The sequence below is a fragment of the Undibacterium sp. KW1 genome (genome assembly GCF_009937955.1).
GTDB lineage: Bacteria > Pseudomonadota > Gammaproteobacteria > Burkholderiales > Burkholderiaceae_D > Undibacterium.
This window is the reverse complement of the sequence record NZ_AP018439.1, coordinates 343,432-367,814: the sequence shown is the minus strand read 5'-3', so window position 1 is coordinate 367,814 and position 24,383 is coordinate 343,432. Positions and strand designations below refer to the sequence as shown.

26 protein-coding genes, 3 tRNA genes and 1 riboswitch are annotated in these 24,383 nt (G+C 52.5%); of the genes, 9 read left to right on the top strand and 20 right to left on the bottom strand.

Annotation, left to right across the window (positions count from 1 at the left end; genetic code table 11):
• Nucleotides 1-2: 2 nt before the first annotated feature.
• The 4 genes from tuf to UNDKW_RS01675 all read right to left on the bottom strand — a co-directional run bounded on the left by tuf (nucleotide 3) and on the right by UNDKW_RS01675 (nucleotide 1,586).
• A complete protein-coding gene (gene tuf / locus UNDKW_RS01690; RefSeq protein WP_162039455.1) occupies nucleotides 3-1,193 on the bottom strand; it encodes an elongation factor Tu in 1,191 nt (396 codons plus the stop codon).
• A 78-nt stretch (nucleotides 1,194-1,271) separates the two neighbouring features.
• Nucleotides 1,272-1,346: transfer RNA gene (locus UNDKW_RS01685), tRNA-Thr, on the bottom strand.
• 33 nt (nucleotides 1,347-1,379) lie between these two features.
• Nucleotides 1,380-1,453 (bottom strand) — tRNA-Gly (locus UNDKW_RS01680).
• Between the two features lie 47 nt (nucleotides 1,454-1,500).
• Nucleotides 1,501-1,586, bottom strand: a tRNA-Tyr gene (locus tag UNDKW_RS01675).
• A gap of 277 nt (nucleotides 1,587-1,863) precedes the next feature.
• Between UNDKW_RS01675 and UNDKW_RS01670 the strand changes: the two genes are divergently transcribed.
• Nucleotides 1,864-2,478 carry a TetR/AcrR family transcriptional regulator gene (locus UNDKW_RS01670; protein ID WP_162057337.1) on the top strand — a complete coding sequence of 205 codons (615 nt, stop codon included), beginning with the start codon at nucleotides 1,864-1,866 and terminating at the stop codon, nucleotides 2,476-2,478.
• A gap of 37 nt (nucleotides 2,479-2,515) precedes the next feature.
• On the opposite strand, the gene UNDKW_RS01665 is transcribed toward UNDKW_RS01670, so the two are convergent.
• A complete protein-coding gene (locus UNDKW_RS01665; RefSeq protein WP_162057336.1) occupies nucleotides 2,516-3,265 on the bottom strand; it encodes an MgtC/SapB family protein in 750 nt (249 codons plus the stop codon).
• A gap of 127 nt (nucleotides 3,266-3,392) precedes the next feature.
• A riboswitch (yybP-ykoY riboswitch) is annotated at nucleotides 3,393-3,517 on the top strand.
• 92 nt (nucleotides 3,518-3,609) lie between these two features.
• Between UNDKW_RS01665 and UNDKW_RS01660 the strand changes: the two genes are divergently transcribed.
• The 3 genes from UNDKW_RS01660 to UNDKW_RS01650 are packed head-to-tail and all read left to right on the top strand — an operon-like array spanning nucleotide 3,610 to nucleotide 5,408.
• Nucleotides 3,610-4,179, top strand: coding sequence for a TMEM165/GDT1 family protein (locus UNDKW_RS01660; protein ID WP_162057335.1), 570 nt, complete (start codon nucleotides 3,610-3,612; stop codon nucleotides 4,177-4,179).
• A 56-nt stretch (nucleotides 4,180-4,235) separates the two neighbouring features.
• Entirely contained in the window at nucleotides 4,236-4,598 is a 363-nt protein-coding gene (locus UNDKW_RS01655; RefSeq protein ID WP_162057334.1) for an arsenate reductase family protein, read from the top strand.
• 6 nt (nucleotides 4,599-4,604) lie between these two features.
• Complete coding sequence (locus UNDKW_RS01650) at nucleotides 4,605-5,408, top strand: hypothetical protein (RefSeq protein WP_162039450.1); 804 nt, start codon at nucleotides 4,605-4,607, stop codon at nucleotides 5,406-5,408.
• Between the two features lie 50 nt (nucleotides 5,409-5,458).
• Here UNDKW_RS01650 and UNDKW_RS01645 read toward each other — a convergent pair whose 3' ends face one another.
• The 5 genes from UNDKW_RS01645 to UNDKW_RS01625 all read right to left on the bottom strand — a co-directional run bounded on the left by UNDKW_RS01645 (nucleotide 5,459) and on the right by UNDKW_RS01625 (nucleotide 11,092).
• Nucleotides 5,459-6,112 carry a LysE family transporter gene (locus UNDKW_RS01645; protein WP_162057333.1) on the bottom strand — a complete coding sequence of 218 codons (654 nt, stop codon included), beginning with the start codon at nucleotides 6,110-6,112 and terminating at the stop codon, nucleotides 5,459-5,461.
• Nucleotides 6,113-6,214: 102 nt separating this feature from the next.
• A complete protein-coding gene (locus tag UNDKW_RS01640) occupies nucleotides 6,215-7,771 on the bottom strand; it encodes an HDOD domain-containing protein (RefSeq protein WP_162057332.1) in 1,557 nt (518 codons plus the stop codon).
• A 69-nt stretch (nucleotides 7,772-7,840) separates the two neighbouring features.
• Nucleotides 7,841-9,469, bottom strand: coding sequence for a tetratricopeptide repeat-containing response regulator (locus tag UNDKW_RS01635; protein ID WP_162057331.1), 1,629 nt, complete (start codon nucleotides 9,467-9,469; stop codon nucleotides 7,841-7,843).
• A gap of 193 nt (nucleotides 9,470-9,662) precedes the next feature.
• Nucleotides 9,663-9,860 carry a DUF2905 domain-containing protein gene (locus UNDKW_RS01630; RefSeq protein ID WP_110254951.1) on the bottom strand — a complete coding sequence of 66 codons (198 nt, stop codon included), beginning with the start codon at nucleotides 9,858-9,860 and terminating at the stop codon, nucleotides 9,663-9,665.
• A gap of 62 nt (nucleotides 9,861-9,922) precedes the next feature.
• Nucleotides 9,923-11,092, bottom strand: coding sequence for a class I SAM-dependent methyltransferase (locus UNDKW_RS01625; RefSeq protein ID WP_162057330.1), 1,170 nt, complete (start codon nucleotides 11,090-11,092; stop codon nucleotides 9,923-9,925).
• A 56-nt stretch (nucleotides 11,093-11,148) separates the two neighbouring features.
• Between UNDKW_RS01625 and UNDKW_RS01620 the strand changes: the two genes are divergently transcribed.
• Genes UNDKW_RS01620 through ttcA form a run of 3 tightly spaced genes read left to right on the top strand, consistent with a single transcriptional unit; the run spans nucleotide 11,149 to nucleotide 13,317 of the window.
• Nucleotides 11,149-11,943 (top strand): SDR family oxidoreductase, encoded by a 795-nt coding sequence (locus tag UNDKW_RS01620; protein ID WP_162057329.1) that lies wholly within the window; start codon nucleotides 11,149-11,151, stop codon nucleotides 11,941-11,943.
• 13 nt (nucleotides 11,944-11,956) lie between these two features.
• Complete coding sequence (locus UNDKW_RS01615) at nucleotides 11,957-12,355, top strand: dihydroneopterin aldolase (RefSeq protein ID WP_162057328.1); 399 nt, start codon at nucleotides 11,957-11,959, stop codon at nucleotides 12,353-12,355.
• A gap of 32 nt (nucleotides 12,356-12,387) precedes the next feature.
• Nucleotides 12,388-13,317 (top strand): tRNA 2-thiocytidine(32) synthetase TtcA, encoded by a 930-nt coding sequence (ttcA, locus tag UNDKW_RS01610; protein WP_162061723.1) that lies wholly within the window; start codon nucleotides 12,388-12,390, stop codon nucleotides 13,315-13,317.
• A 189-nt stretch (nucleotides 13,318-13,506) separates the two neighbouring features.
• Here ttcA and UNDKW_RS01605 read toward each other — a convergent pair whose 3' ends face one another.
• Genes UNDKW_RS01605 through phnG form a run of 7 tightly spaced genes read right to left on the bottom strand, consistent with a single transcriptional unit; the run spans nucleotide 13,507 to nucleotide 19,340 of the window.
• Nucleotides 13,507-14,649 (bottom strand): alpha-D-ribose 1-methylphosphonate 5-triphosphate diphosphatase, encoded by a 1,143-nt coding sequence (locus UNDKW_RS01605; protein WP_232063200.1) that lies wholly within the window; start codon nucleotides 14,647-14,649, stop codon nucleotides 13,507-13,509.
• Entirely contained in the window at nucleotides 14,649-15,368 is a 720-nt protein-coding gene (gene phnL / locus UNDKW_RS01600; RefSeq protein ID WP_162057326.1) for a phosphonate C-P lyase system protein PhnL, read from the bottom strand. Before phnL ends, UNDKW_RS01605 begins: the two co-directional genes overlap by 1 nt.
• Before the next feature lie 7 nt (nucleotides 15,369-15,375).
• Nucleotides 15,376-16,170, bottom strand: a complete 795-nt coding sequence (gene phnK, locus UNDKW_RS01595) for a phosphonate C-P lyase system protein PhnK (protein WP_197893072.1) — start codon at nucleotides 16,168-16,170, stop codon at nucleotides 15,376-15,378.
• Entirely contained in the window at nucleotides 16,167-17,060 is an 894-nt protein-coding gene (locus tag UNDKW_RS01590; RefSeq protein ID WP_162057325.1) for an alpha-D-ribose 1-methylphosphonate 5-phosphate C-P-lyase PhnJ, read from the bottom strand. Before UNDKW_RS01590 ends, phnK begins: the two co-directional genes overlap by 4 nt.
• 17 nt (nucleotides 17,061-17,077) lie before the next feature.
• On the bottom strand, nucleotides 17,078-18,229 hold the full coding sequence (locus UNDKW_RS01585) for a carbon-phosphorus lyase complex subunit PhnI (RefSeq protein ID WP_162057324.1): 1,152 nt from the start codon (nucleotides 18,227-18,229) through the stop codon (nucleotides 17,078-17,080).
• Nucleotides 18,220-18,876: a phosphonate C-P lyase system protein PhnH gene (phnH, locus tag UNDKW_RS01580; protein ID WP_162057323.1), complete on the bottom strand. Its 657-nt coding sequence runs from the start codon at nucleotides 18,874-18,876 to the stop codon at nucleotides 18,220-18,222. Before phnH ends, UNDKW_RS01585 begins: the two co-directional genes overlap by 10 nt.
• Nucleotides 18,873-19,340, bottom strand: coding sequence for a phosphonate C-P lyase system protein PhnG (gene phnG, locus UNDKW_RS01575; protein WP_162057322.1), 468 nt, complete (start codon nucleotides 19,338-19,340; stop codon nucleotides 18,873-18,875). The genes phnH and phnG overlap by 4 nt, the downstream gene beginning before the upstream one ends.
• Before the next feature lie 118 nt (nucleotides 19,341-19,458).
• Between phnG and UNDKW_RS01570 the strand changes: the two genes are divergently transcribed.
• Nucleotides 19,459-20,667 carry an alpha-D-ribose 1-methylphosphonate 5-triphosphate diphosphatase gene (locus UNDKW_RS01570; RefSeq protein WP_162057321.1) on the top strand — a complete coding sequence of 403 codons (1,209 nt, stop codon included), beginning with the start codon at nucleotides 19,459-19,461 and terminating at the stop codon, nucleotides 20,665-20,667.
• Nucleotides 20,667-21,932, top strand: coding sequence for a phosphonate metabolism protein/1,5-bisphosphokinase (PRPP-forming) PhnN (gene phnN / locus UNDKW_RS01565; protein WP_162057320.1), 1,266 nt, complete (start codon nucleotides 20,667-20,669; stop codon nucleotides 21,930-21,932). Before UNDKW_RS01570 ends, phnN begins: the two co-directional genes overlap by 1 nt.
• A 42-nt stretch (nucleotides 21,933-21,974) precedes the next feature.
• Here phnN and UNDKW_RS01560 read toward each other — a convergent pair whose 3' ends face one another.
• Genes UNDKW_RS01560 through phnD form a run of 3 tightly spaced genes read right to left on the bottom strand, consistent with a single transcriptional unit; the run spans nucleotide 21,975 to nucleotide 24,372 of the window.
• Nucleotides 21,975-22,556, bottom strand: coding sequence for an HD domain-containing protein (locus tag UNDKW_RS01560; RefSeq protein ID WP_162057319.1), 582 nt, complete (start codon nucleotides 22,554-22,556; stop codon nucleotides 21,975-21,977).
• Nucleotides 22,557-22,577: 21 nt separating this feature from the next.
• Complete coding sequence (gene phnE, locus UNDKW_RS01555; protein WP_174244976.1) at nucleotides 22,578-23,351, bottom strand: phosphonate ABC transporter, permease protein PhnE; 774 nt, start codon at nucleotides 23,349-23,351, stop codon at nucleotides 22,578-22,580.
• Nucleotides 23,352-23,391: 40 nt separating this feature from the next.
• Complete coding sequence (phnD, locus tag UNDKW_RS01550) at nucleotides 23,392-24,372, bottom strand: phosphonate ABC transporter substrate-binding protein (RefSeq protein WP_162057317.1); 981 nt, start codon at nucleotides 24,370-24,372, stop codon at nucleotides 23,392-23,394.
• Nucleotides 24,373-24,383 lie beyond the last annotated feature (11 nt).

Genomic DNA, 24,383 nt, shown 5'->3' with positions numbered 1-24,383 from the left:
TATTACTCGATGATTTTAGCAACAACGCCAGCACCGACTGTACGGCCACCTTCACGGATAGCGAAGCGCAAGCCTTCTTCCATCGCGATCGGGTTGATCAATTTAACAGTGATAGATACGTTATCACCTGGCATGACCATTTCTTTGTCTTTCGGCAACTCGATCGAACCAGTTACGTCCGTTGTACGGAAGTAGAACTGTGGACGGTAGTTGTTGAAGAATGGAGTATGACGGCCACCTTCATCTTTGGACAGAACATAGATCTCGCCTGTGAAGTGCGCATGTGGCTTGATCGAACCTGGTTTGGACAATACTTGACCACGTTGGATATCTTCACGCTTGGTACCACGCAGCAATACGCCGACGTTGTCGCCTGCTTGACCTTGGTCGAGCAGTTTGCGGAACATTTCAACGCCAGTACATGTAGTCTTGACTGTGTCTTTGATACCAACGATTTCGATCTCTTCGCCGACTTTGATGATGCCGCGCTCGATACGACCGGTAACAACTGTACCGCGACCGGAGATGGAGAATACGTCTTCTACTGGCAACAGGAAGGCGCCGTCAACTGCGCGTTCTGGTGTTGGGATGTAGGAGTCGAGTGCGTCAGCCAGTTTCATGATGGCTTCTTCGCCCAGAGGACCTTTGTCGCCTTCGAGGGCCAGTTTAGCGGAACCTTGAATGATAGGCAGGTCGTCGCCTGGGAATTCGTATTTGGAGAGCAATTCGCGCACTTCCATTTCAACCAGTTCCAGCAACTCAGCGTCATCAACCATGTCGCATTTGTTCAGGAATACGATGATGTATGGAACGCCAACTTGGCGGGCCAACAGGATGTGTTCGCGAGTTTGTGGCATTGGGCCGTCTGCTGCGGAGCAAACCAGGATCGCGCCGTCCATTTGAGCCGCGCCAGTGATCATGTTTTTAACATAGTCAGCATGGCCTGGGCAGTCAACGTGGGCGTAGTGACGGCCAGCTGTTTCGTACTCAACGTGGGCTGTATTGATTGTAATACCGCGCGCTTTTTCTTCTGGTGCTGCATCGATCTGATCGTATGCTTTAGCTTCGCCGCCGAATTTTTTCGACAGGACTGTTGCAATCGCTGCTGTCAGTGTGGTTTTGCCGTGATCTACGTGGCCAATTGTACCAACGTTGACGTGCGGCTTGGTGCGCTCGAACTTACCTTTTGCCATTTTGGACTCCTAACGATTTTGATGAGAATGCTCAGGCACGCGCCCGACAAATCAGACTTGAAAACACCAGACTAAACATGGTGCCCTTGACGTGGATTGAACACGTGGCCTCTCCCTTACCAAGGGAGTGCTCTACCACTGAGCTACAAGGGCAGCTTGCTGCGCAAAACCCCGCGCAAGTAAAACTGGAGCGGGTGAAGGGAATCGAACCCTCGTCATAAGCTTGGAAGGCTTCAGCTCTACCATTGAGCTACACCCGCAAAGGCCACCACTTCAGCCGCTATATTTCTTAATTCAATTCTTTACCTGGTGGAGAGGGCTGGATTCGAACCAGCGTACTCGTAAGAGGGCAGATTTACAGTCTGCTGCCATTAACCACTCGGCCACCTCTCCGCAGGGAACCCCGAATTATGGAGATACTCGCCCCAACTGTCAACACCCTTTTGAGAATTTCTTGCTCAAACAAAAGCATGAAGAGTTAAAAATCTCGACAAACCCTTGATTTTATTGATTATTATTAAAACGATATGTGCCGTACTTTCAGTGCAAAAAACCGTCCCCAGATGAGACAGCCTGATTTTTCCGCCATGCCTTTGTTGCAACTTACCTACAATCGCCATTGCTGGCTGGCTCAAGGTATGATGTTGGCATCCCATCAAACACTTCAGCCATGGCCCGCACCCTCGCATCCGATTATCAATTGCAACGCGACGACATCCTGGAAAAAGCGGCGACTGCCTTTGCCAACCATAGTTACCCCGGCACTTCCATGAGTGTACTGGCGCAAACCTGCGGCACTTCAAAAGCCAGGCTCTACCACTACTACCCCAGCAAAGAAGCCATTTTGTTTGATTTGCTGAACCGTTATACACAAGTGCTGATACGCCTGGCGGAGAGTCATCATGACTTGCCGACGCTGATCGCGGCCTTCCTGGCGGAATATGAGCATTCACAGACCCGTCATATCGCCTTGCTCAATGATGTGAAATTCCTGGAAGAGCCGCAGCGCAAGCTGATACTTGATGCGCAAAGAAAAATCGTCGAATTGTTTGCTGGCGCGATACAACGCAGCTTTCCGGACCGCACTACAGCACAAAACCGCAGCGCCATCACCATGCTCCTGTTTGGCATGATCAACTGGACCTTTACCTGGCTAAAGCCACACCAGGATGCCGACAAAATCTCGTATGCTGACTTTGCCGTACTGGTGACGCAGATTTTCATGCAGGGTATGCTGGGCGTACCTGTCGCTACGCAGGCACAACCAAGCATTCAGGTTGTTTAACCAGCATCTACCCTGAAGTTCCAAGGTTCCGGGAAAATTAGTTCCTGGCGTGAGCAATCTGGTAAAACTCCAGTCCCTCAAACGCCCCCAGTTCAAGTGACAGCTCACTGATGCGCGTTGCCAGTGTGCGGCTCAGGCCGACTGCAACGAAACGCCATTCAGAGCGACCTTCCTTGCAACTGATATTCAGGGTCCCTGTTGCAATTTCATAGCCTCGTGCAAGGGCCATTTTGCGCAAGGCATCTTCACGCGGAATAAAGCCCTGGCGGAATTGCATGGTGATCGCCACCGCTGGCCGGGAAGGCAGCCAGGCTTCAATCCTGGATACCCAGATCATGCAGGCCGCCGACAAAAAAGCCAGCAGGATTGCCGCAGCATAAAAGCCGACACCAACCATCACGCCTATGGCTGACGACGCCCACAAAGATGCCGCCGTCGTCAGGCCGCTGATGGTAAATCCTTCGCGCATGATGACCCCCGCACCGAGAAAACCTATGCCGGTGACTATGCCTTGTATGGTGCGAGAAGGGTCGAGATTGACGGGATAAACGGCACGCGCACCGTACCAGAAATCCGGGTAGCCGGAAATCACGACCAGGGCAGCCGACGCCATGCACACCAGGCCATAAGTCCGCATGCCAGCGGCACGTCCATGATAAGAACGTTCATAGCCAACCACGAAACCCAATAGCATGGCGCCAGTCAGATTCAGGAAGATAATGACATTGGCATGCAATTCAGAGGCGGACCAGAAACTCATGAAATAACTGGAGAGAGATACTGTCATCAGTTGGCCTCGAATGAGCTAAATTATATATCTGTCAGTGTAGCAAGCAGGTATCTGACGGACCAGTAAAACATCGTCAAATCAAAGCAATAGCTGACCTGGTGTCAGCTATGCGTTATAATCCTGTTTCTCTTTCATTGGGGAGTAGCCTGCTCCGGTTAAATCCGGGGAAAACGCATCAACATACTTGACCATCCGGTCATGGTGCGTTTGATACAGCCAGTCGCATGACATAAGTGCACTGATTGTATTGGGCAAGACCTTTGATAGTTATGTTTCCGCTGACCAGGGATGGGGCGGGACATGGCTGTCATTGGACAAATTGCCCCATCCCGCCTATTCTCATGGAAGCTTTCCTCGTCTCTGCACTCGCTGTCACCGTTGGTGAAATTGGTGACAAAACACAATTGCTCGCACTGCTATTGGCTGCCCGCTATAAAAAGCCCGGCCCTATCGTGCTGGGTATACTGGCCGCAACGCTGGCCAACCACACCCTTGCTGGTTTGATAGGGCAACTGGTCGCCACGCATATCGATGCCACGGTCATGCGCTACCTGCTGGGCCTGTCTTTTTTAGCCATTGCTGCCTGGACGCTGAAACCGGATGAGATGGATGATGGCGGTATCAATGAAAGCCGGTACGGCGTTTTCATGCTGACCTGCGTGACTTTTTTCATCGCTGAAATTGGCGATAAAACCCAGTTGGCGACAGTTGCGCTGGCCGCAAAATATTCCGACCTGACCATGGTCATCGCTGGGACCACCCTGGGCATGTTGATTGCTGACGTACCAGCAGTATTTCTGGGTAAGATTGCTGCACCGAATTTCCCTTTCAAATACGTGCGCTGGTGTGCTGCGGCAGTTTTTGCCATACTGGGCCTGCTGGTTTTACTGGGTATGGAATTCAAGTTTTGAATGCAAATGTAAATGGCCGTGTTGACACGGCAAGACCATAGAATGATGATAGATACATGATTACGATTTACCACAATCCACGTTGCTCAAAATCACGCGAAACCCTGGCACTGGTACAGTCGCATGCAGACGAAACGCAAATACCCTTGCAAGTCATTGATTACCAGAAAACGCCTTTGAATTTTGGTGAATTGCAAAGTCTGCTTACAGCTTTGGGCACCGACGATGTGCAAGTTATGCTACGCAATAACGAGCCTGAATATGTCAACCTGAACCTGGCAACTGCAGATGTGGCAACAGCCTTGTCAGCCATCGCTGCCCACCCGCACCTGCTGCAAAGACCAATAGTGACTTACCAGAACAAAGCGGCCATAGGACGTCCGCCGGAACACGTCCTCTCCCTGTTCAAGAAAGCCTGAGCCGCCATGTCAGAATTTAAACTTGCCGCCGGCAGCCACGTCAAATTTGGTTGTATCTCTACCCAGTTGTATCCCATCCTGCGCCAGGGCCTGGCAGCAGATATGCCGCGCCAGGGCTTCCAGGAAGAAGAAAGCCAGCCCGCACGCGGCATCATGGTCGGTGAATTGATGGCTTACTTTGCCGCCTGCGCAGCATTCTGCAAGGCCACCAGCAATCTGCATCATGAACACCAGCAAGTGATGGGTGAATTTGTCAACGCGCTGCAAAGCCAGCATGGCGAAAAACCACAAATGCCCGAGCTGGAAAACATTGCGACCGGTGCAGGCCTGCCAGTGATACTGGAAATAGAGCTGGGCGAAGACTGCCTGCTTGCCGCAGACACGCACTTTGTCAGCGGGGATGAGACTGAAAAAAGCTGGAAGTTGTGGCGTAGCGGTGCACTCTTGCGTGAAGGCGGCATACCTGCCGCATGGATCAAGAAGTTTTATTTCCCGCGCCTGCTGGATTATCGTGATGTCGCCAGCTCACGCAGCCCACGCTCGCTGGAACAAACCACTGATACTGCCTTGATGGTGGGAGGTCTCATGCAATCCTGGCACAAGGACACGCCGTCGGATTTATTGCATGCGTTCCGCAAGCAATATGGCAGGATCAATTTCTCCCAGCACAGCAGTTTTGATGAGACGGCCCTGGAGCGTTTTTTCAACCTGAACCCAATGCTGGACCCTGCCACCCGTCTGTTGAATCAAATGACGATATGGCAAGATATTGATGCCCTGGCCAAGAAGCAGGAAATTCCTCTGGCTTGAAAACCGGAACAAGAAAATTCCGCCGTGAATTCAATCACTGGCGGGATTTTTTAACTGGAAGGACTACGCTTGACAAAGAACAGGGCCGTACCTATCGCCATCAGTATCCCGCCAAAAAAGCGGTTCTGGCTCTTCAGCCATTTGGGGTCGCGGAAATAACGCTGCATCGTGGATGCGGCAAATGCATAGCCATGCATGACGACCAGGTCAATCGCGCACATGGTCGCCCCCAGTATCAGTAACTGCGGCAACAATGGCGCATCGTGAGAAATAAACTGGGGCAGTACCGCCACCATGAAAATGATGCCCTTGGGATTGGTCGCATTCGTCAAGAAACCCGTCAAGAAGCGCCTGGACATGGCTGGCACCTGCGTAGTGCCGGCTTGATCAGCGCCGGCCTCATTCGCAGCAGGGACATCAATTTTGGCACGCCATTGACTGATACCCAGATAAATCAGGTAGAGCGCACCTATAGTTTTGACAACGCTGAAAGCAAACTCTGAAGCCATCAGGATAGAACCAACACCAGCACCGGCAATTGCCAGTATCAACAATAAACCTGCCTGTAAGCCCATGATGGTGCCACTGGCTTTTTTGACGCCATAATTCAGGCCATGCGACATCGACAAGACAGCGCCTGAGCCGGGAGATACTGCGATAACGCAGGCTGCAAAGAAGAAAGTAAGCCAGGTAGTGAAGTGCATGAGATTTGTCCTGCTAAGATGATGAATGGTGTCAGGACATTGTAACGCCAAGGCTTTAACCTTGCAGTCAGTACAAGCACTTAGCGCTTATTATGCATGCGCCTAACCACGCATCATGGCAGCCAGTAACTGGCTCTTCAGGGTTTTGATAAGTGCAGTCTCGTCTGGCGGTACACCTTCATCGGCGTTCACATTACGGTCTGCGTAGAACAGGCCCAGTGGTTTTTTCTGTATCACCAAAGGCAGGATGATGAAGCTGCGTGCATCTGGCAGCAATTGTTTGTGCCAATCAGGCAACAGGTTTTGTATCTTGGGTACCGATGCATCAGAGATCATCAGATCAACATTATTGCTCATCGCCAGATGAAACAGGTTCTGGTCTGGCTTGCCGCTGAAGGCAAAACCTCTTTGCCTTTCCTGATAATTCTCGCCTATCGCCAGTCGCGCCACATAACGCACTGTCTGCAGGTCACGCAGGCAGACTGCAGCAAAACGAAAACCCATGCTGCCATACAAGGTTTCCAGTACCAGCAAGATAAGGTCATTCAGCTTGAAGATGTCAGACGCCAGCATTTGCGTCACATCCTGTACCCCGGCCAGCAAGAGATCACGGGCCTGCTTGGGCTTGCCACTGGGGTGACGCTCATCATTCTGAATTTCGCCTGCTTCGTAGTTCTTCAGCAAAAGCTCATTCGGCAGGCCATTGGTTGAATTCGCATCAGTTTCCCCAATGTGGATATCGCCCATGGCAATATCCATGCTCTGGGCGAGCTGGCGGGTTTCAGTTTCGACCTTGATGAGCATGTCATCCAGTATGGCCTGGTCAAAATCCAGCGCCTTGCCAAATTTCAGTAACAGCGGCTTGGCTTTCTCACTGAGATTGACACCACCCGAGCTCATGATGGTCGATGCCAGCGCATCACTGAAGCTGGCAACCTGGCGCAACCATTCAGCACGGGTATTCACTTTCTTCAATTCACCGCCTGGCAAAGGCACCAGCGATTGCACGATAGTGTCAGGTATCTTCCACTCTTGCAGGGCCATCTCGCCAAAGCGCTCATAGCTGCACCCCAGCAATGTGGAGGCAGCTTCCTGTGAGGTAGTATGCCCGGTCTGCAACATGGCTTGTATGCGGCTATACAGGGTATGGTCGTAAGAAGCCACCAGGATCTTGCCTACATTCTTGAACAGTGCAGCGACAGCTGCCTCTTCACCATCCTGGAAGCGCCCACGAGCCGCCATCTCACGTCCGACTATGCTGGCGCACAAGGCCTGCACCAGTTCACGCCTGACGCTATTGGCATGGCTTTTATCCTTGAAGCAATCGACCAGCAGCATCGCCATGGCACTGGTCTTGATACTGTTAAAGCCCAACAGGAAGATTGCACGTGAAATAGTCGTGACGGGCGCACCTGAACTGGTGCGGTAATGGATGGTATTCGACAGCCTCAGTATTTTCTGCGTCAGTGCAACATCGGCCAACACGAAATGCGCGAGCTTGGCGACCGGGTCTTCACTGGATGAAGTAATTTCAACTACCTTGGTGATCGATACACCCAAAGTCGGCAAACTACCTTCTTCATTGACTTGCCTGATCAGCCGGTCACGTGGCAATTCCGGGGCGTGCTGATCCAGATGTACAGAAGGTTGAATAGCCATGGTCTCCGCAACTATTTACTATCCCGACAATTTGAGCAATTTCAGCAATTTGTCGGGAGTGATGATTTCTTATCTTGCAACGCGGGCAGCATTGATGCCGTATTTTTTTTGCAATTCATCATACAGACCGCGTATCGCTTTCAGGCGTGGGTTCATGGGATCGAGTCGGCGTGCCGACTCGATGAGGTTACGCGCCAGTTCACCTGTGGCGTGATCCCAGCCCATGTTCTCCAGGCATTTCAGGGCAGCCAGTGCTGCATTCAAGACCACTTGCGGATTATCGGGTGACTTGCGTGCCGCCGCTGCCATCAGTTCTACCGAGCCACGGAAATCACCCTGTTTGGCTTTTTGCACACCCATGGCAACCAGGTCCATGACTTCTTTCTGGCTGCGCTGCGCCAGCTCCTTGGCAAGATGTCCTTTACCTGCACTTTCAAACACGCCCATGGCCTTGCTCATGACTTGCTGATTGCTGGCGTTTTTCATGACGTCAAGAATGACTTCAGAAGCATTGTCCTCCTGATTGTTTTCAAGACAGCTTTTGGCCAGACCCAGTTTGGCGTCTGTCGAAAGGCCGATATCTTCACGCGATGCCGCCACGGCATTGTCAAGCTCCTCGCTCAAGCGGGCATCCCCCGTCTTGGCATGCACCATGGCAGCAGAAATTGCCCGCACTGCTGCAGTTTTCTTCATGCCTACCATGTTCTTTTCAAGATCACGGATGACGGATTTGGCCTGTTCGGTATCCCCCTTCTTGACCAGGGCATCGACCAGGTTCATATGGTCTTCGGGATCACGGAACTCAGAAAACTTGGCCTTGCTGACCACTTTTTTAAGGACATTCTCAGCCGTTTCTATATCCCCGGTTTCCAGGGCGATCTTGCCCAGCTTGCGCAAACGCCTGACGGCATGGGGTGAAACGCTGACGGCCATATCCAGCACTTCCTTGGCCTCTGGCAGTTCACCCACCATTTCATGGGTCTTGGCCAGCCAGTCATAGGCGTCCATATATTTATTATTTTCAGCTACCAGATTTTTCAGGATATCTTCTGCTTCCTGGTATTTACCCTGCATGAACAGGGTCTTGGCCAGACCCAGGCGCGCCCAGGCCACGGCCTTTAATTCAAATAAATATTTATATAATTCTTCGGCCTCAGCCGCCTCTCCCTGTATCACATGCAATTCAGCACGCAGGCGCATGAAATCTATCGCGTATTTGGGATAATCACGCTCACCATGGTGGCAGGCCATGATCGCTTCCGGAATGGAGCCCTGTTCCATCAAGCTATAGACGTCGACAAAGGCCTTGCGCTTTTCCAGGGCGCGGATAACGCGCTCCAGCAGCATATCGGCAGTAAACGGTTTGAGCAGGTAGTCAGAAGGCGCAAGTTCAGCAGCGCTGACAACCTTGGCATAGGAGCGCTCTGCCGTCACCATGATGAAGATGGTCGATAAAGGTGCCAGCTTGTGGTGGCGCATGTCTTCCAGCAGTTGCTGGCCATCCTGGCCGACACCCAGGTCATATTCGCACAAGATCAGGTCAAACACCTTGGACTGTATGGTGCGTACGGCTATACCGGCAGAAAGCCCGTGCTCTATCTTGGTGATACCGCACAGATTCAGCATATTGTGCAAACTGACCCGCATACCTGAATGCGGCTCGATGAGCAGTGCCCTGATGTCGCTGAGTTCGCTCATTTCAACCTTTAGCGTAATTTATTGTTGACCTCGCTACAGCGCATACCGACCTGTCGTCCTTGATCGGCAAACCCCGTTAAGCCTGTATTGGCTTACATGATCATTTCATTATATTAAAGTGACGGCGCATTAATATGGAAACTTTACCCCTATGCGGCAACAATGTTGCAAGGCTTTAACATATTTAACGCATTTACTTGAATATCCGCGCCAACAAAAGAACAAACAGGGAAATCAATATGGTAGAAGCGAAGGGAAAGGAAAAATTGCGGCCAAACAGTTTAAAACGTACATCACCAGGCAAACGACCTATACCCAGTTTTTCCAGCCAGGGCAAGAGGCTGGAAAAAACCACGACAGCGATAAAAATGGTGAGTACCCAGCGTAGCAAAGCCTGCTCCTGTTTAATTGCCAAATAGCAATTGGCTATAATTTATATCAATTCGACAGCCATCATAAGCGGTGACTGCGGTCCAGGCGCAATAAATTTTCTGGTAATTCCACGCCATGTCCCATGACCAGCACTTTGAACAACTCCCCCATTTCTGCTGGCGACACCAGCTTTTGCAGGGCATTGGCCTGTGGCAGGTAGTCCATGACTTGTTCTGGTGAGGTGCGCGCCAGCACATCGGCTATGCCAGCTGCTGTCAAAAAACCAGCCTGGCTGGCGTAATTCAATAAGTCCAGTCCCGCAGCCAGGCCTGCCCTGGCCATGGCAGTAAAATCGACATGGGCGGTGATGTCCTGCAAACCCGGTAAATAAAAGGGATCAGGATGGGCATGATGGCGGTAATGACACATCAGACTGCCTTGCTGACGCTGCGGGTGATAATACTCGGCAGCCGGGAAACCATAATCTATCAGTATCGCTGCCGCTGGCTTGCCGCTGGTGAGCAACATCGCAGCAAGGCTGTGCATGAAACCACTGGCGATTGCATGGACTTCAGTCAGATAACCGACCGGCAATTCATCTGCATAAGGGATTTGTGCAATCTTGTCAGGACTGCAAGCCTGTGGCTGTTCACGGAATATCAGTCTTGGCACGCTGTCTTCATCCACCACTGCCACACCAACTTCATGCCAGCCTTCCGCCGTCTTGATGACAAGATCGACAGGCATGGCATCCAGTACCTCATTCCCCAGTACAATGCCCGAAAAAGAGTCTGGCATTTTTTGCAACCATTGTACTTGTGGAAAGCCTTTCAGCAATTCTTCCTGACGTGCACGCAGTTCGCCGGACAATTCCACGATAAAATAGCGCTCTATCGCGATTCCAGACAATTGACATTCCGACAAAAAATCCAGGGCAAGCTTGCCCGTGCCTGCGCCGAACTCCATGACTTCGGCGGCAGTTTGACTGAATAACTGACTTGCCAGCCTGGCCAGGGTAGCTCCAAATAGCGGCGACATTTCCGGTGCGGTTGTAAAATCACCGCCTTTGCCTAATTTTGTGGCACCACCGCTGTAATAGCCAAGGTCAGGCGCATATAGCGCAAGTTCCATGTAGCGCGAAAACGGTATCCAGCCCTGATGTAGATGGATGTCGTCGATAATCAGTTGTTGCAAGGCAGATGAAGCGGCCAGCGCATCATCGCCAGGCTCAGGTAGAGATAATTTATGCATAGCCGCATTGTATTGAAAACACAGTAATCCTTGTTAAGAATTTCCATGAGAGACGTATGAGCAGCAATAGCCACACAAACCGCACAGCACTGATCACCGGTGCCGCCAAACGCATAGGGCGGCATATCGCCCTGCATATGGCGCGGCAGGGCTGGGATATTCTTGTCCATTATGGCAATTCAGCAACAGAAGCGCAGGCCCTGGTGACGGAAATCCAGGCGCTGGGCCGCCGTGCCCATGCCTTACAGGCCGACCTGGCAAATGAAACAGCAACGCATGCCTTGCTGCCCGCAGCGATAGCCGCCATGGGCAAGATAGATTGCATCGTCAACAATGCCTCGCTGTTTGCAGAAGATGATGTGCACAGCTTCAGCCACGCCAGCCTGGACAGGCATATGCATGCCAACCTGGCCGCGCCCATCATACTGGCGCAAGCCCTGCATGCGGCAACCGCAGATGGCGAACAAACTTGCGTCATCAACCTGCTGGATCAAAAGCTGTACAACCTGAACCCCGACTTTTTGTCTTACACCCTGTCCAAGGCAGCACTGCAATGTGCGACGACGACACTGGCGCAGGCGCTGGCCCCTAAAGTACGGGTAGTTGGCGTTGCGCCCGGCATCACCATGGAATCTGGCCATCAGACTACGGCAGATTTCCAGCAAGCACACCAGGTCACGCCGCTGGGCAAGTCCAGCACGCCTGAAGATATTGCCCGTACCGTCTGTTTTCTGGCTGACAGCCCTGCCATGACAGGTACCACCATCCTCGTTGATGGCGGCCAGCACCTTATCCCCTTGCAGCGCGATGTCATGTTCCTCGCGACTGCAAACCACCCTATTTCACCTTAATCCCGGGACCACCATGTTATCCATCCTGCATCACCCCCAGCTCTCAGACTGCCGCCGCCTGTTCTTGCGCAATTATGAAATCTCCATCAACATCGGCGTGCATGAGTTCGAGAAAAAGGGCGAGCAACGCGTGCTCTTCAATGTAGACTTGTATATCCCGCTGGCGTTATCTACGCCCAAGGATGACCAACTGGAAGAAGTCGTCGATTATGATTTCATGCGAGGGTCAATAGCTGACCGCATTTCCAAGGGCCACGTGCACCTGCAGGAAACCCTGTGTGATGATGTCGCGACTATCATGCTGGCGCACCCTAAAGTACGCGCAGTGCGCATCTCTACCATGAAGCCGGATGTCTATCCAGATTGCGAAGGCGTAGGCGTAGAAGTATTCAAGATCAAAACTGAAATCTGAACATTATCATGCATGCTCTTAATGAAACATTGATGGACACCCCGGCAGAAGTAAAAGCCACGGCCACCACTACCGCCAAATCACAGGAAAAAATCACCTACGAAAACAATAAGCTGCACAAGCGCTTATGCCGTCTGGTTGGCCAGGCAATAGGTGATTTCAATATGATAGAAGAAGGCGACAAGGTCATGGTGTGCCTGTCTGGCGGCAAAGACAGTTATGCCCTGCTGGATATACTGATGACCTTGCGTGAACGTGCGCCCATCAATTTCGATATCGTCGCGGTTAACCTCGACCAGAAGCAACCGAACTTCCCTGACCATATCCTGCCAGCCTATCTGGAAAAACTGGGCATACCCTATCACATAGAAAACCAGGATACCTATAGCATAGTCAAACGCCTGATCCCGGAAGGCAAGACGACTTGCTCGCTGTGCTCACGCCTGCGCCGCGGTATTTTGTACCGCGTGGCCGATGAACTGGGTGCCACCAAGATCGCACTTGGCCATCATCGTGACGATATCCTGGAAACTTTTTTCCTGAATATGTTCTTCGGTGGCAAACTCAAGGGCATGCCAGCCAAGCTGCAGTCTGACGATGGCAAGCACATCGTCATCCGCCCGCTGGCTTATGTCAAAGAGTCCGACACTGAGCGTTATGCCGAAGTCAAAAACTTCCCCATCATCCCCTGCGATTTATGCGGCTCACAAGAGAATCTGCAACGCAAACAAATCAAGGGTTTGATGCGTGAATGGGACAAGAAATTCCCTGGCCGCGTCGACAATATCTTTGCATCCCTGTCCACCGTTGCACCTTCACACCTGATGGACAAGAACCTGTTCAATTTCATGGATTTGAAAGTTGATGGCGAAGCAAACCCGAATGGTGATATCGCCTTTGATGATGAGCCTTGTGCGACGCCTGCTGCGGGTGTGATTTCTTTGCATCTGGATCAGGATTAAATTATTATTCAAAACTGAATCCTGTAAGACACCGGGACACAGAGTTACTCTTGGCTTCTCAGAGTCGTTCTCTGTGGTGTAGCAGGGACTTCGAACGGCGCGCCGTTCGCCTGCGAAACGAAGGCTTCTTGCAAGAAGCCTTTCCTGTCTCTGTGCCTCTGTGGTGAGAGGTCTTAGGTTTTAATCGATTCAGGCAATTCTGTTACCCGCTTTCCACACACCCATAACTACAGGAATACCGCTCACCAAGCGCACACGCATATAGTCTGCCCGCAAGCCCACGGCAATCTCTCCCCTGTCATGCAGACCTATCATGCGCGCCGGATTGCGCGTGACGGTTGCCACAGCCTTGGGCAAGCCAAAGCCTTCATTTTGCAACAGAAAAGCTGCATGCAAGAGACTTGCTGGCACATAGTCTGAAGACAGTACATCCAGCAGATCCAGCCTGGCCAATTCTGCTGCCGATACATTGCCGGAATGCGAGCCACCACGCACCATATTCGGTGCACCCATGATGATGCCCAGGCCTTGTTCACGGGCAGCCCTGGCAGCAGCAACGGTGGTGGGAAATTCAGATATCGTCACGCCATCATCGACACCTTCAGCCACATGTTCTACCGTTGTATCGTCATGCGTAGCCAGTGGAACTGGCACATCCAGTTCACGGCAACTGGCGACGATGGCGCGGCGATTGGATGCTGCGTAGGCGACTTGCCTGAGCAGCAAACGCTCCAGCATGGAATCCACTTTTTCTTCGCTCCAGCCGCGCTTGCCGGATACATAGACACGGTAATGTGTCAGGTCTGTCCATTGTCTTTGGCCGGGGGTATGGTCCATGAGCGAAACCAGCTTCAGACGTTCGTCATGCAGATAAGGGGCGAACATGTCCAGCAAGCCTTCTTCTGCCAGCTCCAGGCGCATGTGCAGGAAGTGATCTGCACGCAAGATGCCTGAGTCTGCGGCCATGCGCAAACCTTGGGTACATGAGTCGAGGCTGTCATTGCGCAGGCTGTCTGAATCGATATCACCAACTGAAATTGCATCGAGCACGGTCGTGATGCCGGATGCAGCGATCTGGGCATCATGCGCCAGTATCGCAGGCAGCGTGGGCCAGACTACCTTGGGGCGTGGCATCAGGTGTTTTTCCAGATTGTCGGTATGCAGCTCTACCATGCCGGGCAAGAGATAATCACCCTGCCAATCATCAGTACCCGTGACGCTGGAAGCACGTGCGGCTTCTGTCAGGTCAGCTATCCTGCCCTGCTCTACCAGCATGGAGCCGTTGATGATTTCATCGGCCAAAACAATTTGTGCATTTTCTATTCTGTTCATCATGCTGCCACCAAAGAGACTGCTGCGGGGATGGAGAAAATTCTGGTTGCAAGTGCCTGGCGCACGACTTCATCATGAAAGATGCCGACGACAGCAGCACCGCGTTCACGTGCGGCATTGATCATGTCGATGACAGTGGCACGATTAGCTTCATCCAGTGAAGCGGTAGGTTCATCAAGCAAAAGTATGGGGTAATCGCAAATCATGGTGCGGGCGATATTGACGCGCTGTTGTTCACCACCAGAAAAAGTCGCAGGCGGGATTTGCCACAAACGTTTGGGTATGCGCAGGCGTGACAATAATTCTTCTGCCTGTTCATAAGCAGCCTGTTTTTCCACGCCGCGCATGAGCAAGGGTTCTGCCACCAGATCCAGAGTGCTGATGCGGGGTATCACGCGCAGGAACTGGGTCACGAAACCCAGGGTACTATGCCTGACTGCCAGCACCTGTTGTGCAGGTGCCGATTGCACATCGACCCAGCCGCCTTCGTCCGAGTCACCCTTGTGCCAGATATTCACGCTGCCACTGCTGGCACGGTAATTGGCATACAGACAGCGCAGCAGGGTACTCTTGCCTGCACCTGAAGGCGCATGGATGACCACGCATTCACCGGCATCTACCTGCATGTCTATTTTTGACAGGATGGACATTTCCTGCCCGCCTTGCAGATGCAAGGTAAAGTCCTTGGAAAGACCGTCAACTACGATACGTTTCAACATGTGTTCCTCAAGCCTGCAAAACGGATGACACCAGCAACTGGGTATAGGGATGTTGCGGATCATCGAGCACCTGATCAGTCAAACCCTCCTCAACTACCTGCCCCTGGCGCATGACTATGAGGCGGTGAGCAAGCAAACGCGCCACAGCCAGGTCATGGGTGACAATGACGGCGGCGACCTGCAATTGCGAAACCAGTTGGCGTAATAAATCCAGCAAGCGCGCCTGCACGGAAACGTCAAGGCTGGCCGTAGGTTCATCCATAAAAATCAGGCGCGGTTTGGTCACCAGGTTACGGGCGATTTGCAAGCGCTGTTGCATGCCGCCCGAGAAATCGCGCGGCAAGTCATCAATACGCGCCGCATCAATTTCCACCCTGTGCAACCAGTCCTGCGCCTCGGCACGTATCTGGCCATAATGGCGGGCACCAACGGCCATCAGGCGTTCACCGACGTTGGCACCGGCAGAGACTTCTACCCGCAGACCATCCCTGGCACTTTGGTGGACAAAGCCCCAGTCTGTGCGTGCCAGCAAACGGCGACGTGCCTCGCTGATGGTGAACAACTCGACCATGCCTTCATCGCGGGTATTGAACAAGACTTCACCCTGCTCTGGCTGCAACTGACCTGCCAGGCAATTCAACAGCGTGGATTTTCCAGAGCCGGATTCACCGACTATGCCCAGCACTTCTCCCGGATACAGGCTGAGGTTGACTTGTTCACAAGCCGTCTTGCCACCATAGAATTTGCTGACATTGCGCGCTTGCAGCAGGGGTTGCATGCTATCGGTATTCAAATTGCTCATGCCTGCTCTTCCCTGCGGGTGCGGCAATAATCAGTATCGCTGCAGACAAACATGCGTGAACCCTGGTCATCAACGATGACTTCATCAAGGAAACTATCATTCGCATCGCACATGGCGCAGCGGTGATCCCAGTGTTCTATCTCGAAAGGATAATCTTCAAAATCCAGGCTCTTAACAGGCGTGTAAGGCGGCACGGCATAAATGCGTTTTTCACGACCGGCACCAAACAATTGCAGGGCTGGATTCTTGTCCATCTTGGGATTGTCAAACTTGGGGATCGGTGAAGGACGCATCAGATAGCGCTCGTTGACGATGACGGGATAATCATAAGCAGTTTCTATCTTGCCCAACCTGGCGATATCTTCATACAGTTTGACGCTCATGAGGCCATAGTCAGCCATCGCATGGTATTTGCGTGTCTCGGTTTCGCTGGGTTCCAGCCAGCGCAGGGGTTCAGGGATAGGCACCTGATACACCATGATCTGGCCTTCAGCCAAAGGGGTTTCCGGGATACGGTGGCGGGTTTGTATGACGGTCGCCGCAGTAGTTTTTTCGGTGGTTGCCACACCTGTGGTACGACGGAAGAAGCGGCGGATATTGACTGCATTGGTAGTATCGTCAGATCCTTGATCTATGACTTTCAAGACATCATCCTGGCCTATGATGGCGGCAGTGACTTGTATGCCACCCGTACCCCAGCCATAAGGCAGGGGCATTTCACGCCCGCCGAATGGTACCTGGTAACCAGGTATGGCAACAGCTTTCAAAATGGCACGCCTGATCATGCGCTTGGTTTGCTCATCGAGATAGGCAAAGTTATAGCCAGCTTCAGGCTCCGCTCTGGCGGGCGCGGCTTGCTCTGCGGTCTCTTGATATCCCTGAGTTTCCATGGTGTCCATCTCCATCATCACGCTGCCTTCCTGCCGGATTTTTCAGCGGCTTGTTCATCTGCTGCTTCAAGCTTGTCAGCTTCAGCAACTTTGGCATCAATAGCGGCACGTATGCCACGCAAGAGGCTGAGTTCAGCCTGGAAATCCACATAATGCGGCAGCTTCAGATGCTGCAAGAAACCGGATGCTTCTACATTGTCAGCATGGTAGAGCACAAATTCTTCCATCTGTGCTGGTGCAGTGATTTCTTCTTTCAGCTCGCTGGCGCGTAAGGCGCGATCTACCACACCCATGGCCATGGCCTTGCGTTCGCAATGACCAAAACCCAGGCCATAACCACGTGTAAATTTCGGTGCTTCGTTTTGCGAACCGACGAATTGGTTCACCATCTGGCATTCGGTGATGTCAATCTCGCCTATGTCTATGGCAAAACCCAATTCTTCAGGCACGACTTGCACATTGACCTTGCCATAACGTATCTCGCCAGCAAAGGGATGGTTGCGGGCATAACCACGCTGGGTGGAATAGGCCAATGCCAGCAGGAAACCCTCATCACCACGTGCCAGGCTTTGCAGGCGCAGGGCGCGACTGGCGGGGAATTGCAGCGGTTCGCGTGTCAGGTCAAAAGGCTCGGGGTCACCTTCAGGCATCAGTTCAGGCTCGATCAGACCCTCTGCATTCAAGAAGTCGAGTACACGCGGACAGGCTTCTGCTTCTGTATTCTCATGATCTATTGGTTCAGTACCGCCATTGCCCATGGCTTCAGCCGCCAGTGAAAAATCCAGCAGGCGCTGGGTATAGTCATAAGTCGCCCCCAATACCTGGCCACCTGGCACATCCTTGAAAGTTGCCGAGATGCGTCTTTGTATCAGCATATTGGCGGTATCCACTGGCACGGTTGCCATCAGGCGCGGCAAGGTTGTGCGGTAAGCGCGCAGCAGGAAGATGGCTTCTATCAAATCACCACTGGCTTGCTTGATGGCGAGTGCTGCCAGGTCTTTGTCATACAGCGAAGCTTCACCCATGACCCTGGCCACGGCCAGCGACATTTGTTCGCGTATCTGGGTGATGCTGAGTTCGGGTACAGCAGTATCACCACGGCGCATTTTTGCCAGCGCTTCATAGGACTGCGCAATGGCTTTTTCGCCACCTTTGACGGCTACGTACATGGTAACTCCTCAGACTGCACTGCTGCAATCTTGCTGGTGCGCGGCAAACCGACTACCGCGTCGCCACTACAAAAAATCACATCTACACCTTGTGGGAAAGCGGCATGATTGGCTTGCCATTTGTTGACAAAATCCGTTGGCAAGCCGCTGATATAGATGCTGCGCTTGTCCTTGATGCCGGGGCCTGTGAGCTGGTATTCAGTGCCATTTTCCAGATCATCGACCTGTATCAACAAAGTCGCGGACTTGTCAGGGTAAGTCATGCTACCCTGGGCAAAGCCCTGCAAATCCAGTTGCTGCAATGAGCTGCCCAATACTGCAAAATTCGCTGAGGATTTTTCATGTACCAGTGGCAGGCCGCAATGAAAGCGCAAATAAGTGCGCACTGCATCATTATCGAGTTCATCTGCCAGCCAGGCTGTGGTTTCATAATCCATCAGGGCCAGGCAAGCTGCAGCTGTTGCCATCTGCAAAGGTGCTGGCGCTTGCAGATTCACCCTGAGACGCTGGATAGTGCCAGGCTCGGACAAGGCTTTCAGCAAACTGCGGAAAACTGTTTGCGCATCATGTACAGTGTCTTCCCATGCGGGTAAAAGTTGCTGCATGGATGACATAGTTTTCTCACTAGTGTCCGGTGAATATGTCATGCATCTTCTCCTCTGACCATGGTCATGAATTCCACTCTGGTTGCTTGCGCTTCAGCCTGCAATTGTTCACGCTTCTGCTGCAACAATAGCTCCAGTGGCTTGATGATATTTTCTTCGACCACTGACCTGTGCTCACCTTGCATCAGCGCATCAAAAATCGCTGCCCATTCTGCATGATGCTGATCGCGACCAGCCACATACGCCACACCGGTTTCACCCGTCGCCAGCCGCAAGGCACAACGCGTCACGGACATCTCGCCGAGATTGAACTGGCTTCCACTGCCACCGGTTCTGGCGCGTACCATGGCCAGGCCGGTCTCGGGTTTTCTTAACCATAAATAGGAAGGCAGTTCACCGAACTTGCGCGCACTGGCAGCCAGTTCTGGTGCAGGCGCTTTCGCCAGTATGGACATCCAGCGGGCACGCTCTTGCTGGGCAGAGTTGGGAGTTTGGTCAGCATTCATAGCCCCACATTACAGCAGGCTTACATGAAGTCTTGATGACATCTGGCCTGGAATTTCCTTGTCAATTTCCAGTCATATTTCGGGTTTATGATTTGTCATCGCGAGCAAGGGGATCAGCATGGAAACGCATATCGCAATACAGGGTGGCAAGTATCTGCAACGAGACCAGAACGGTCACGCTGATTGGTCTGAAGACAGCATCTATTTGCACGGATTACACATTGCCAGCACAGACAGCAAACACTTCCAGCACCATAACAAACAGCAGTTTTTTGATGCCACAGGTTTGCTGATATTACCCGGCCTGGTTGATATTCATGGTGATGCTTTTGAACGTCAATTACAACCGCGCCCAGCCACCAGCTTTGCCTACGACATCGCCTTCGCTGATACGGACAGACAACTGATCAGCAATGGTATTACCACAGCCTGCCACGGTCTGACCTTTTCATGGGAAGGTGGCTTGCGCGGACGTGAGGCAGCACTGGCCACATTAGAACAGATAGCGACTCAAAAATCCTTTGTACATGCCGATCACCTGATACATCTGCGTTTTGAAAACCACCATCTGGATGGCTTGCATGATGCACTGAACTGGATAGAGTCTGGTCTGATCGCCTTCTTTGCCTTCAATGAACATCTGCCATCCATCCTGAGAAAAAGTGCGTCTCCTGAAAAACTGGTGGCTTACGCCGAGCGTGCGCGTTGCGATGTTGCCGGTTTTCTGGAACGTCTGCACAAGGCGCAGTCGCGCTCACCCAAAGTAGCGCAGGCGATCAGCCAGCTGGCTGCAGCCTGCCGCCAGCGCGGCATCGCCATGGCATCGCATGATGATGAAACCCGCATGGACAGGGAACGCTTCCAGGAACTCGGCGTTGATGTCAGCGAGTTCCCCAAGACAGAAGAAGCCTTGCAGGCAGCGAAAGCCCTTGGCAACCATGTTGTCATGGGTGCGCCGAATGTATTGCTCGGTGGTAGTCATTGCGGCGGTCTGTCAGCCAGTGATGCGGTGCGCCGTGGCCTGTGTGACACGCTGGCATCTGATTATTATTATCCCGCCTTATTGCATGCGCCTTTCCGCCTGGAGCAGGAAGATGTTTGCAGCCTGGCACAAGCCTGGCAACTGGTGTCACTGAACCCTGCCGACGTACTGGGCTTGCATGACAGAGGCAATATCGCCGCTGGCCAGCGTGCTGATCTCATCATGATAGAAAAACAGGCTGATGGCAGTCCACGCCTGATTGCCACCATCGCCGCAGGCAAGCTGGTATTTTGCGCCGAGCCACAACGCCTGCAATATCAGCAAACCCTGGAACTGGCCGCCTGATGCGCTATGCCCTCTACTTTTCCCCAGCACCAGATAGCCCATGGTGGCAGGCCGGTGCTAGCTGGCTGGGGCGCGACCCCATGCACGCGGGGAAAATACCGCAATCACATATCAATGGTCTGCCAGATATCCTGCTCAGCCAGCTCACCAGTGAAGCACGGCGCTATGGTTTTCATGCGACACTGAAAGCGCCGTTCAACTTGCTTGAAGGTTTCCAGGAAGCAGACCTGATGCAGATGGCCAGCGCCTTTGCACAGGTGCAGCCCGTCATCAGTATCAGGGAAATGCAGATACGTATGATGGGTAACTTCCTGGCCCTGCGGCCACAGGGCGATGAAGCCGAGATCAATGCCCTGGCCATGCGCTGTGTCAGTTACTTTGACTTGTTACGCCGCGCCCCTGATGCAGCTTATCTGGCCAAGCGCCGTCATGCCGGTCTCAGTGCGAGGCAGGAAGCACTATTGCAGCAATGGGGTTATCCATATACTGAAGAAGAATATCACTTCCACCTGACACTCAGCGATGATTTGCTGGAGGTGGATGCCGATGCGCAGTATGCCTTGCGTAAGGCAGCGGAACAGCAGTTCTCACGCCTGCTGGACAATACACCGCTCGATATTGATGCGCTGACGATATTCCGTGAAGAACGGCCCGGTGCACCTTTGAACTTCTGGATGCGTTTCCCCTTCCAGGCCAGGGTGCAGCAAAAATCCCTGCCTGCTACTGGCCGCCTGTATTTTGTCGTCGGTCCTTCAGGCGCTGGCAAGGATACCCTGCTGCACTGGGTCAAAGACAACCTGCCCACCAATGCGGCACTGGAATTTGCGCAGCGGGCAATCACCCGTCCTGCCCATGATAGCGAAGCACATGAAGTATTGAACCAGGAAGCTTACTGGCAAGCCGCTGCCGCCGGCCATTTTTGCATGCAGTGGCAAGCCAACGGCTTATGCTATGGCATACGCAGGAATATCGAGGCCAAGCTCAAATGCGGCCAGGATGTCATCGTCAATGGTTCGCGTGAATACCTGCCACAACTGCGCCAGTTATTCCCCGATGCACGCATCATCTGGGTCATGGCTGACCCTGAGCAAATCAGGCAGCGTATGGAAAAACGCCAGCGTGAATCTGGTGCAGCCTTGTTGAACCGCCTCGACCGGGGGTTGAAATTTGCTGTGCCTGATGACCAGGATATTATCTGCATAGACAACAGCGGGCCTATACATATTGCCGGGCAAAAGCTGTTAAAGATATTTGCTAAAGAGTAGTACAGCTTCGGAAAGCTGGTGCAACCAGCATTACCTACCGCCTCACACAGTTTCAGCCTGTCTCGTGAATTGCAAATTCAGTTTTTCCATCATGCTGATGAAGACTTGCAAATCCACAGTCTTGGCACCGACCACTTTTGCCATGTCATCCCACTGACGCAATCTGACTGCGTCTTCGGCATAGTCCTGATCTATGAATTCAGTCGCTTGCGTCACGGAGAACGGGCCACCCTGCCAGATCAGGCTGCGTTGTGATGCATGTGACAAACCTGACCAGTACAGGGGATCTGCGGCACACAGATAACGCTTGGCATCGACATGCATGCGTATGGGTTCAGTCACATCCCGGTCAAACAACTCAGCCAGCAACAAGGCTGCCAGCTCGCCATGCGGGAAAGTCTCATCGGTTTCATCATCCGCCATGTGTGCCAGATCATGCAAGAGCGCAGCAATAACCAGGGCATCGCTTGCGCCTTCTTGCATGGCCAGGCTGGCGCATTGCAGGGCATGCTCCAGTTGGGTGATGGCTTCGCCGCCATACAGACCGCCAGCGCGGTTTTGCAGCCAGTCTATGACTTGCGGGAGATTGATCCCCTGAACGATTTGGCGATTTTGTGTTTGCATATCAGCTGCATCTACTGTATATCAGATAAAAACTTTTCTGAGACGGGAAGAAATCACATCTATCATGCTGACTGTCAGCACGATCATCAATAAAACGGCGCAAGTCTGCGCATACTGGAAAGCGCGTATAACTTCCCACAGGATCACGCCTATGCCGCCGGCACCGACCATGCCAACGACAGTAGCAGAGCGCACATTTGATTCAAAACGGTACAGGGCAAATGACACCCATAGCGGCATGACCTGCGGCAAGACGCCATAGACTATCTCTTCCAGCGCATGTGCACCGGTTGCACGTATACCTTCTACCGGCTGTGGGTCTATCGCCTCAACCGCTTCAGAAAACAACTTGGACAAGATGCCCGTAGTATGCACGAACAAGGCCAGCACACCGGCAAAAGGACCAAGGCCAACGGCCACTACGAACAGCATGGCAAACACCATCTCGTTGATGGCACGTGCGGCATCCATCAGGCGACGGACAGGCTGGCTGACCCAGGCTGGTGCAATATTCGACGAACTCAGCAAACCCAGGGGGATGGAGCAGACCACCGCCAGGGCAGTTCCCCACGCAGCGATCTGTAAAGTCACCAACAGCTCTTGCAAATAGATGCGCCATTCATGGAAGTCTGGAGGAAAAAAGCTGGCTGCATAGGTCAGCATATTGCCGCTATCGCGCAGTAATTCCAGCGGGCGCATGTCAGCGCCCTTCCACGACATGGCAAGTATCGCCAGGACTATGCCCCAGACCAGTAATTTGCCGGTATCACGCTTGGGTGCTTCCGGCAAATTCATGACGACTTGTTGGCGGGCTGTTGGTGTGCTGTTCATGCTATCAAGACTTGGCGATGTCGTTCAGTTTGCGGTTGATGTCGTCCAGCTTGGCTTTCTTTTCCTCTGCGTTCAGGGCGACGTCTGCTTCTATCTTGACTTTTTCCTTGAACAATTCAAGTTGACGGATAGGCTTCAATTGCGCATTGCTGGAATCCTGGAAACCACCCAAAGTCAGCTTGGCCAGTTGTGCTTTTTCACGCGCTGCATCAGGGCCAGTCTTGCCGTAGTTGATAAAGAAGTCCTTGATTTTGGCTTTCATGTCGGCAGGCAAATCCTTGCGCCATACCAGGGGATCAGCAGCGATCAAAGGAGATTTCCAGATCTGGCGCAATTGACTGGCTGTTTCTGGCTGGCGTGCCTTGATGCGGTCAAGCACGTCGGAGCTATGGACAGCTGCATCTACCTGCTTGTTGGCCACGGCCAGAATATTGGTTTCATGATTGGCGCCACGAACAGTCTTGAAAGCTGTCTTGGGATTTACATTGTTTTGCGCAAAAACATAATAGCTGGGTACCAGGAAGCCGGAAGTAGAGTTTGGATCACCGATACCAAAATTGAGGTTCTTGGCGTTTTTCAAGACATCTTCCACTGTCTGGTAAGGGCTGTCCTTGTGTACACTGATCATGCTGTAGTAACCGAGAGTGCCATCGGCATTCACGGTTTGTGCAAACACTTCAGAATTGGCACGATCAACGGCTTCAATAGCCGATTTATTGCCCACCCAGGCAAATTGCACCTTATTGAAACGCATGCCTTCGATCACACCCGCATAGTCAGGAGCAAAAAAGGCATTGATCTTGATGCCCAGCTTTTTGCCCATATCATCCAGCACTGGCTGCCAGTCTTGCTTCAGGTTTTGTGATGACTCGGTAGAAATGATGCCAAAGTTTAAAGTCTTGACTGTATCTTCTGCCATAACGGCACTAGCAGTTGCGGCCATCACCAGGCCCAGGGTCAGACTGCGCACGAATTGACGAAACATGGAAATACTCC

Bases quoted from the DNA above. Each gene is read 5' to 3' on its own strand.
- UNDKW_RS01665 (WP_162057336.1), bottom strand. From the start codon at position 3,265: ATGACAGTATCTCTCTCCAGTTATTTCATGAGTTTCTGGTCCGCCTCT.
- phnL (WP_162057326.1), bottom strand. From the start codon at position 15,368: ATGTTGAAACGTATCGTAGTTGACGGTCTTTCCAAGGACTTTACCTTG.
- UNDKW_RS01615 (WP_162057328.1), top strand. From the start codon at position 11,957: ATGTTATCCATCCTGCATCACCCCCAGCTCTCAGACTGCCGCCGCCTG.
- UNDKW_RS01650 (WP_162039450.1), top strand. From the start codon at position 4,605: ATGTCAGAATTTAAACTTGCCGCCGGCAGCCACGTCAAATTTGGTTGT.
- phnK (WP_197893072.1), bottom strand. From the start codon at position 16,170: ATGAGCAATTTGAATACCGATAGCATGCAACCCCTGCTGCAAGCGCGC.
- tuf (WP_162039455.1), bottom strand. From the start codon at position 1,193: ATGGCAAAAGGTAAGTTCGAGCGCACCAAGCCGCACGTCAACGTTGGT.
- UNDKW_RS01670 (WP_162057337.1), top strand. From the start codon at position 1,864: ATGGCCCGCACCCTCGCATCCGATTATCAATTGCAACGCGACGACATC.
- UNDKW_RS01560 (WP_162057319.1), bottom strand. From the start codon at position 22,556: ATGCAAACACAAAATCGCCAAATCGTTCAGGGGATCAATCTCCCGCAA.
- UNDKW_RS01570 (WP_162057321.1), top strand. From the start codon at position 19,459: ATGGAAACGCATATCGCAATACAGGGTGGCAAGTATCTGCAACGAGAC.
- phnH (WP_162057323.1), bottom strand. From the start codon at position 18,876: ATGACATATTCACCGGACACTAGTGAGAAAACTATGTCATCCATGCAG.
- UNDKW_RS01660 (WP_162057335.1), top strand. From the start codon at position 3,610: ATGGAAGCTTTCCTCGTCTCTGCACTCGCTGTCACCGTTGGTGAAATT.
- phnN (WP_162057320.1), top strand. From the start codon at position 20,667: ATGCGCTATGCCCTCTACTTTTCCCCAGCACCAGATAGCCCATGGTGG.
- ttcA (WP_162061723.1), top strand. From the start codon at position 12,388: ATGGACACCCCGGCAGAAGTAAAAGCCACGGCCACCACTACCGCCAAA.
- UNDKW_RS01655 (WP_162057334.1), top strand. From the start codon at position 4,236: ATGATTACGATTTACCACAATCCACGTTGCTCAAAATCACGCGAAACC.
- phnG (WP_162057322.1), bottom strand. From the start codon at position 19,340: ATGAATGCTGACCAAACTCCCAACTCTGCCCAGCAAGAGCGTGCCCGC.
- UNDKW_RS01625 (WP_162057330.1), bottom strand. From the start codon at position 11,092: ATGCATAAATTATCTCTACCTGAGCCTGGCGATGATGCGCTGGCCGCT.
- UNDKW_RS01590 (WP_162057325.1), bottom strand. From the start codon at position 17,060: ATGGAAACTCAGGGATATCAAGAGACCGCAGAGCAAGCCGCGCCCGCC.
- UNDKW_RS01585 (WP_162057324.1), bottom strand. From the start codon at position 18,229: ATGTACGTAGCCGTCAAAGGTGGCGAAAAAGCCATTGCGCAGTCCTAT.
- UNDKW_RS01640 (WP_162057332.1), bottom strand. From the start codon at position 7,771: ATGGCTATTCAACCTTCTGTACATCTGGATCAGCACGCCCCGGAATTG.
- phnD (WP_162057317.1), bottom strand. From the start codon at position 24,372: ATGTTTCGTCAATTCGTGCGCAGTCTGACCCTGGGCCTGGTGATGGCC.
- UNDKW_RS01605 (WP_232063200.1), bottom strand. From the start codon at position 14,649: ATGAACAGAATAGAAAATGCACAAATTGTTTTGGCCGATGAAATCATC.
- UNDKW_RS01635 (WP_162057331.1), bottom strand. From the start codon at position 9,469: ATGAGCGAACTCAGCGACATCAGGGCACTGCTCATCGAGCCGCATTCA.
- UNDKW_RS01645 (WP_162057333.1), bottom strand. From the start codon at position 6,112: ATGCACTTCACTACCTGGCTTACTTTCTTCTTTGCAGCCTGCGTTATC.
- phnE (WP_174244976.1), bottom strand. From the start codon at position 23,351: ATGAATTTGCCGGAAGCACCCAAGCGTGATACCGGCAAATTACTGGTC.
- UNDKW_RS01620 (WP_162057329.1), top strand. From the start codon at position 11,149: ATGAGCAGCAATAGCCACACAAACCGCACAGCACTGATCACCGGTGCC.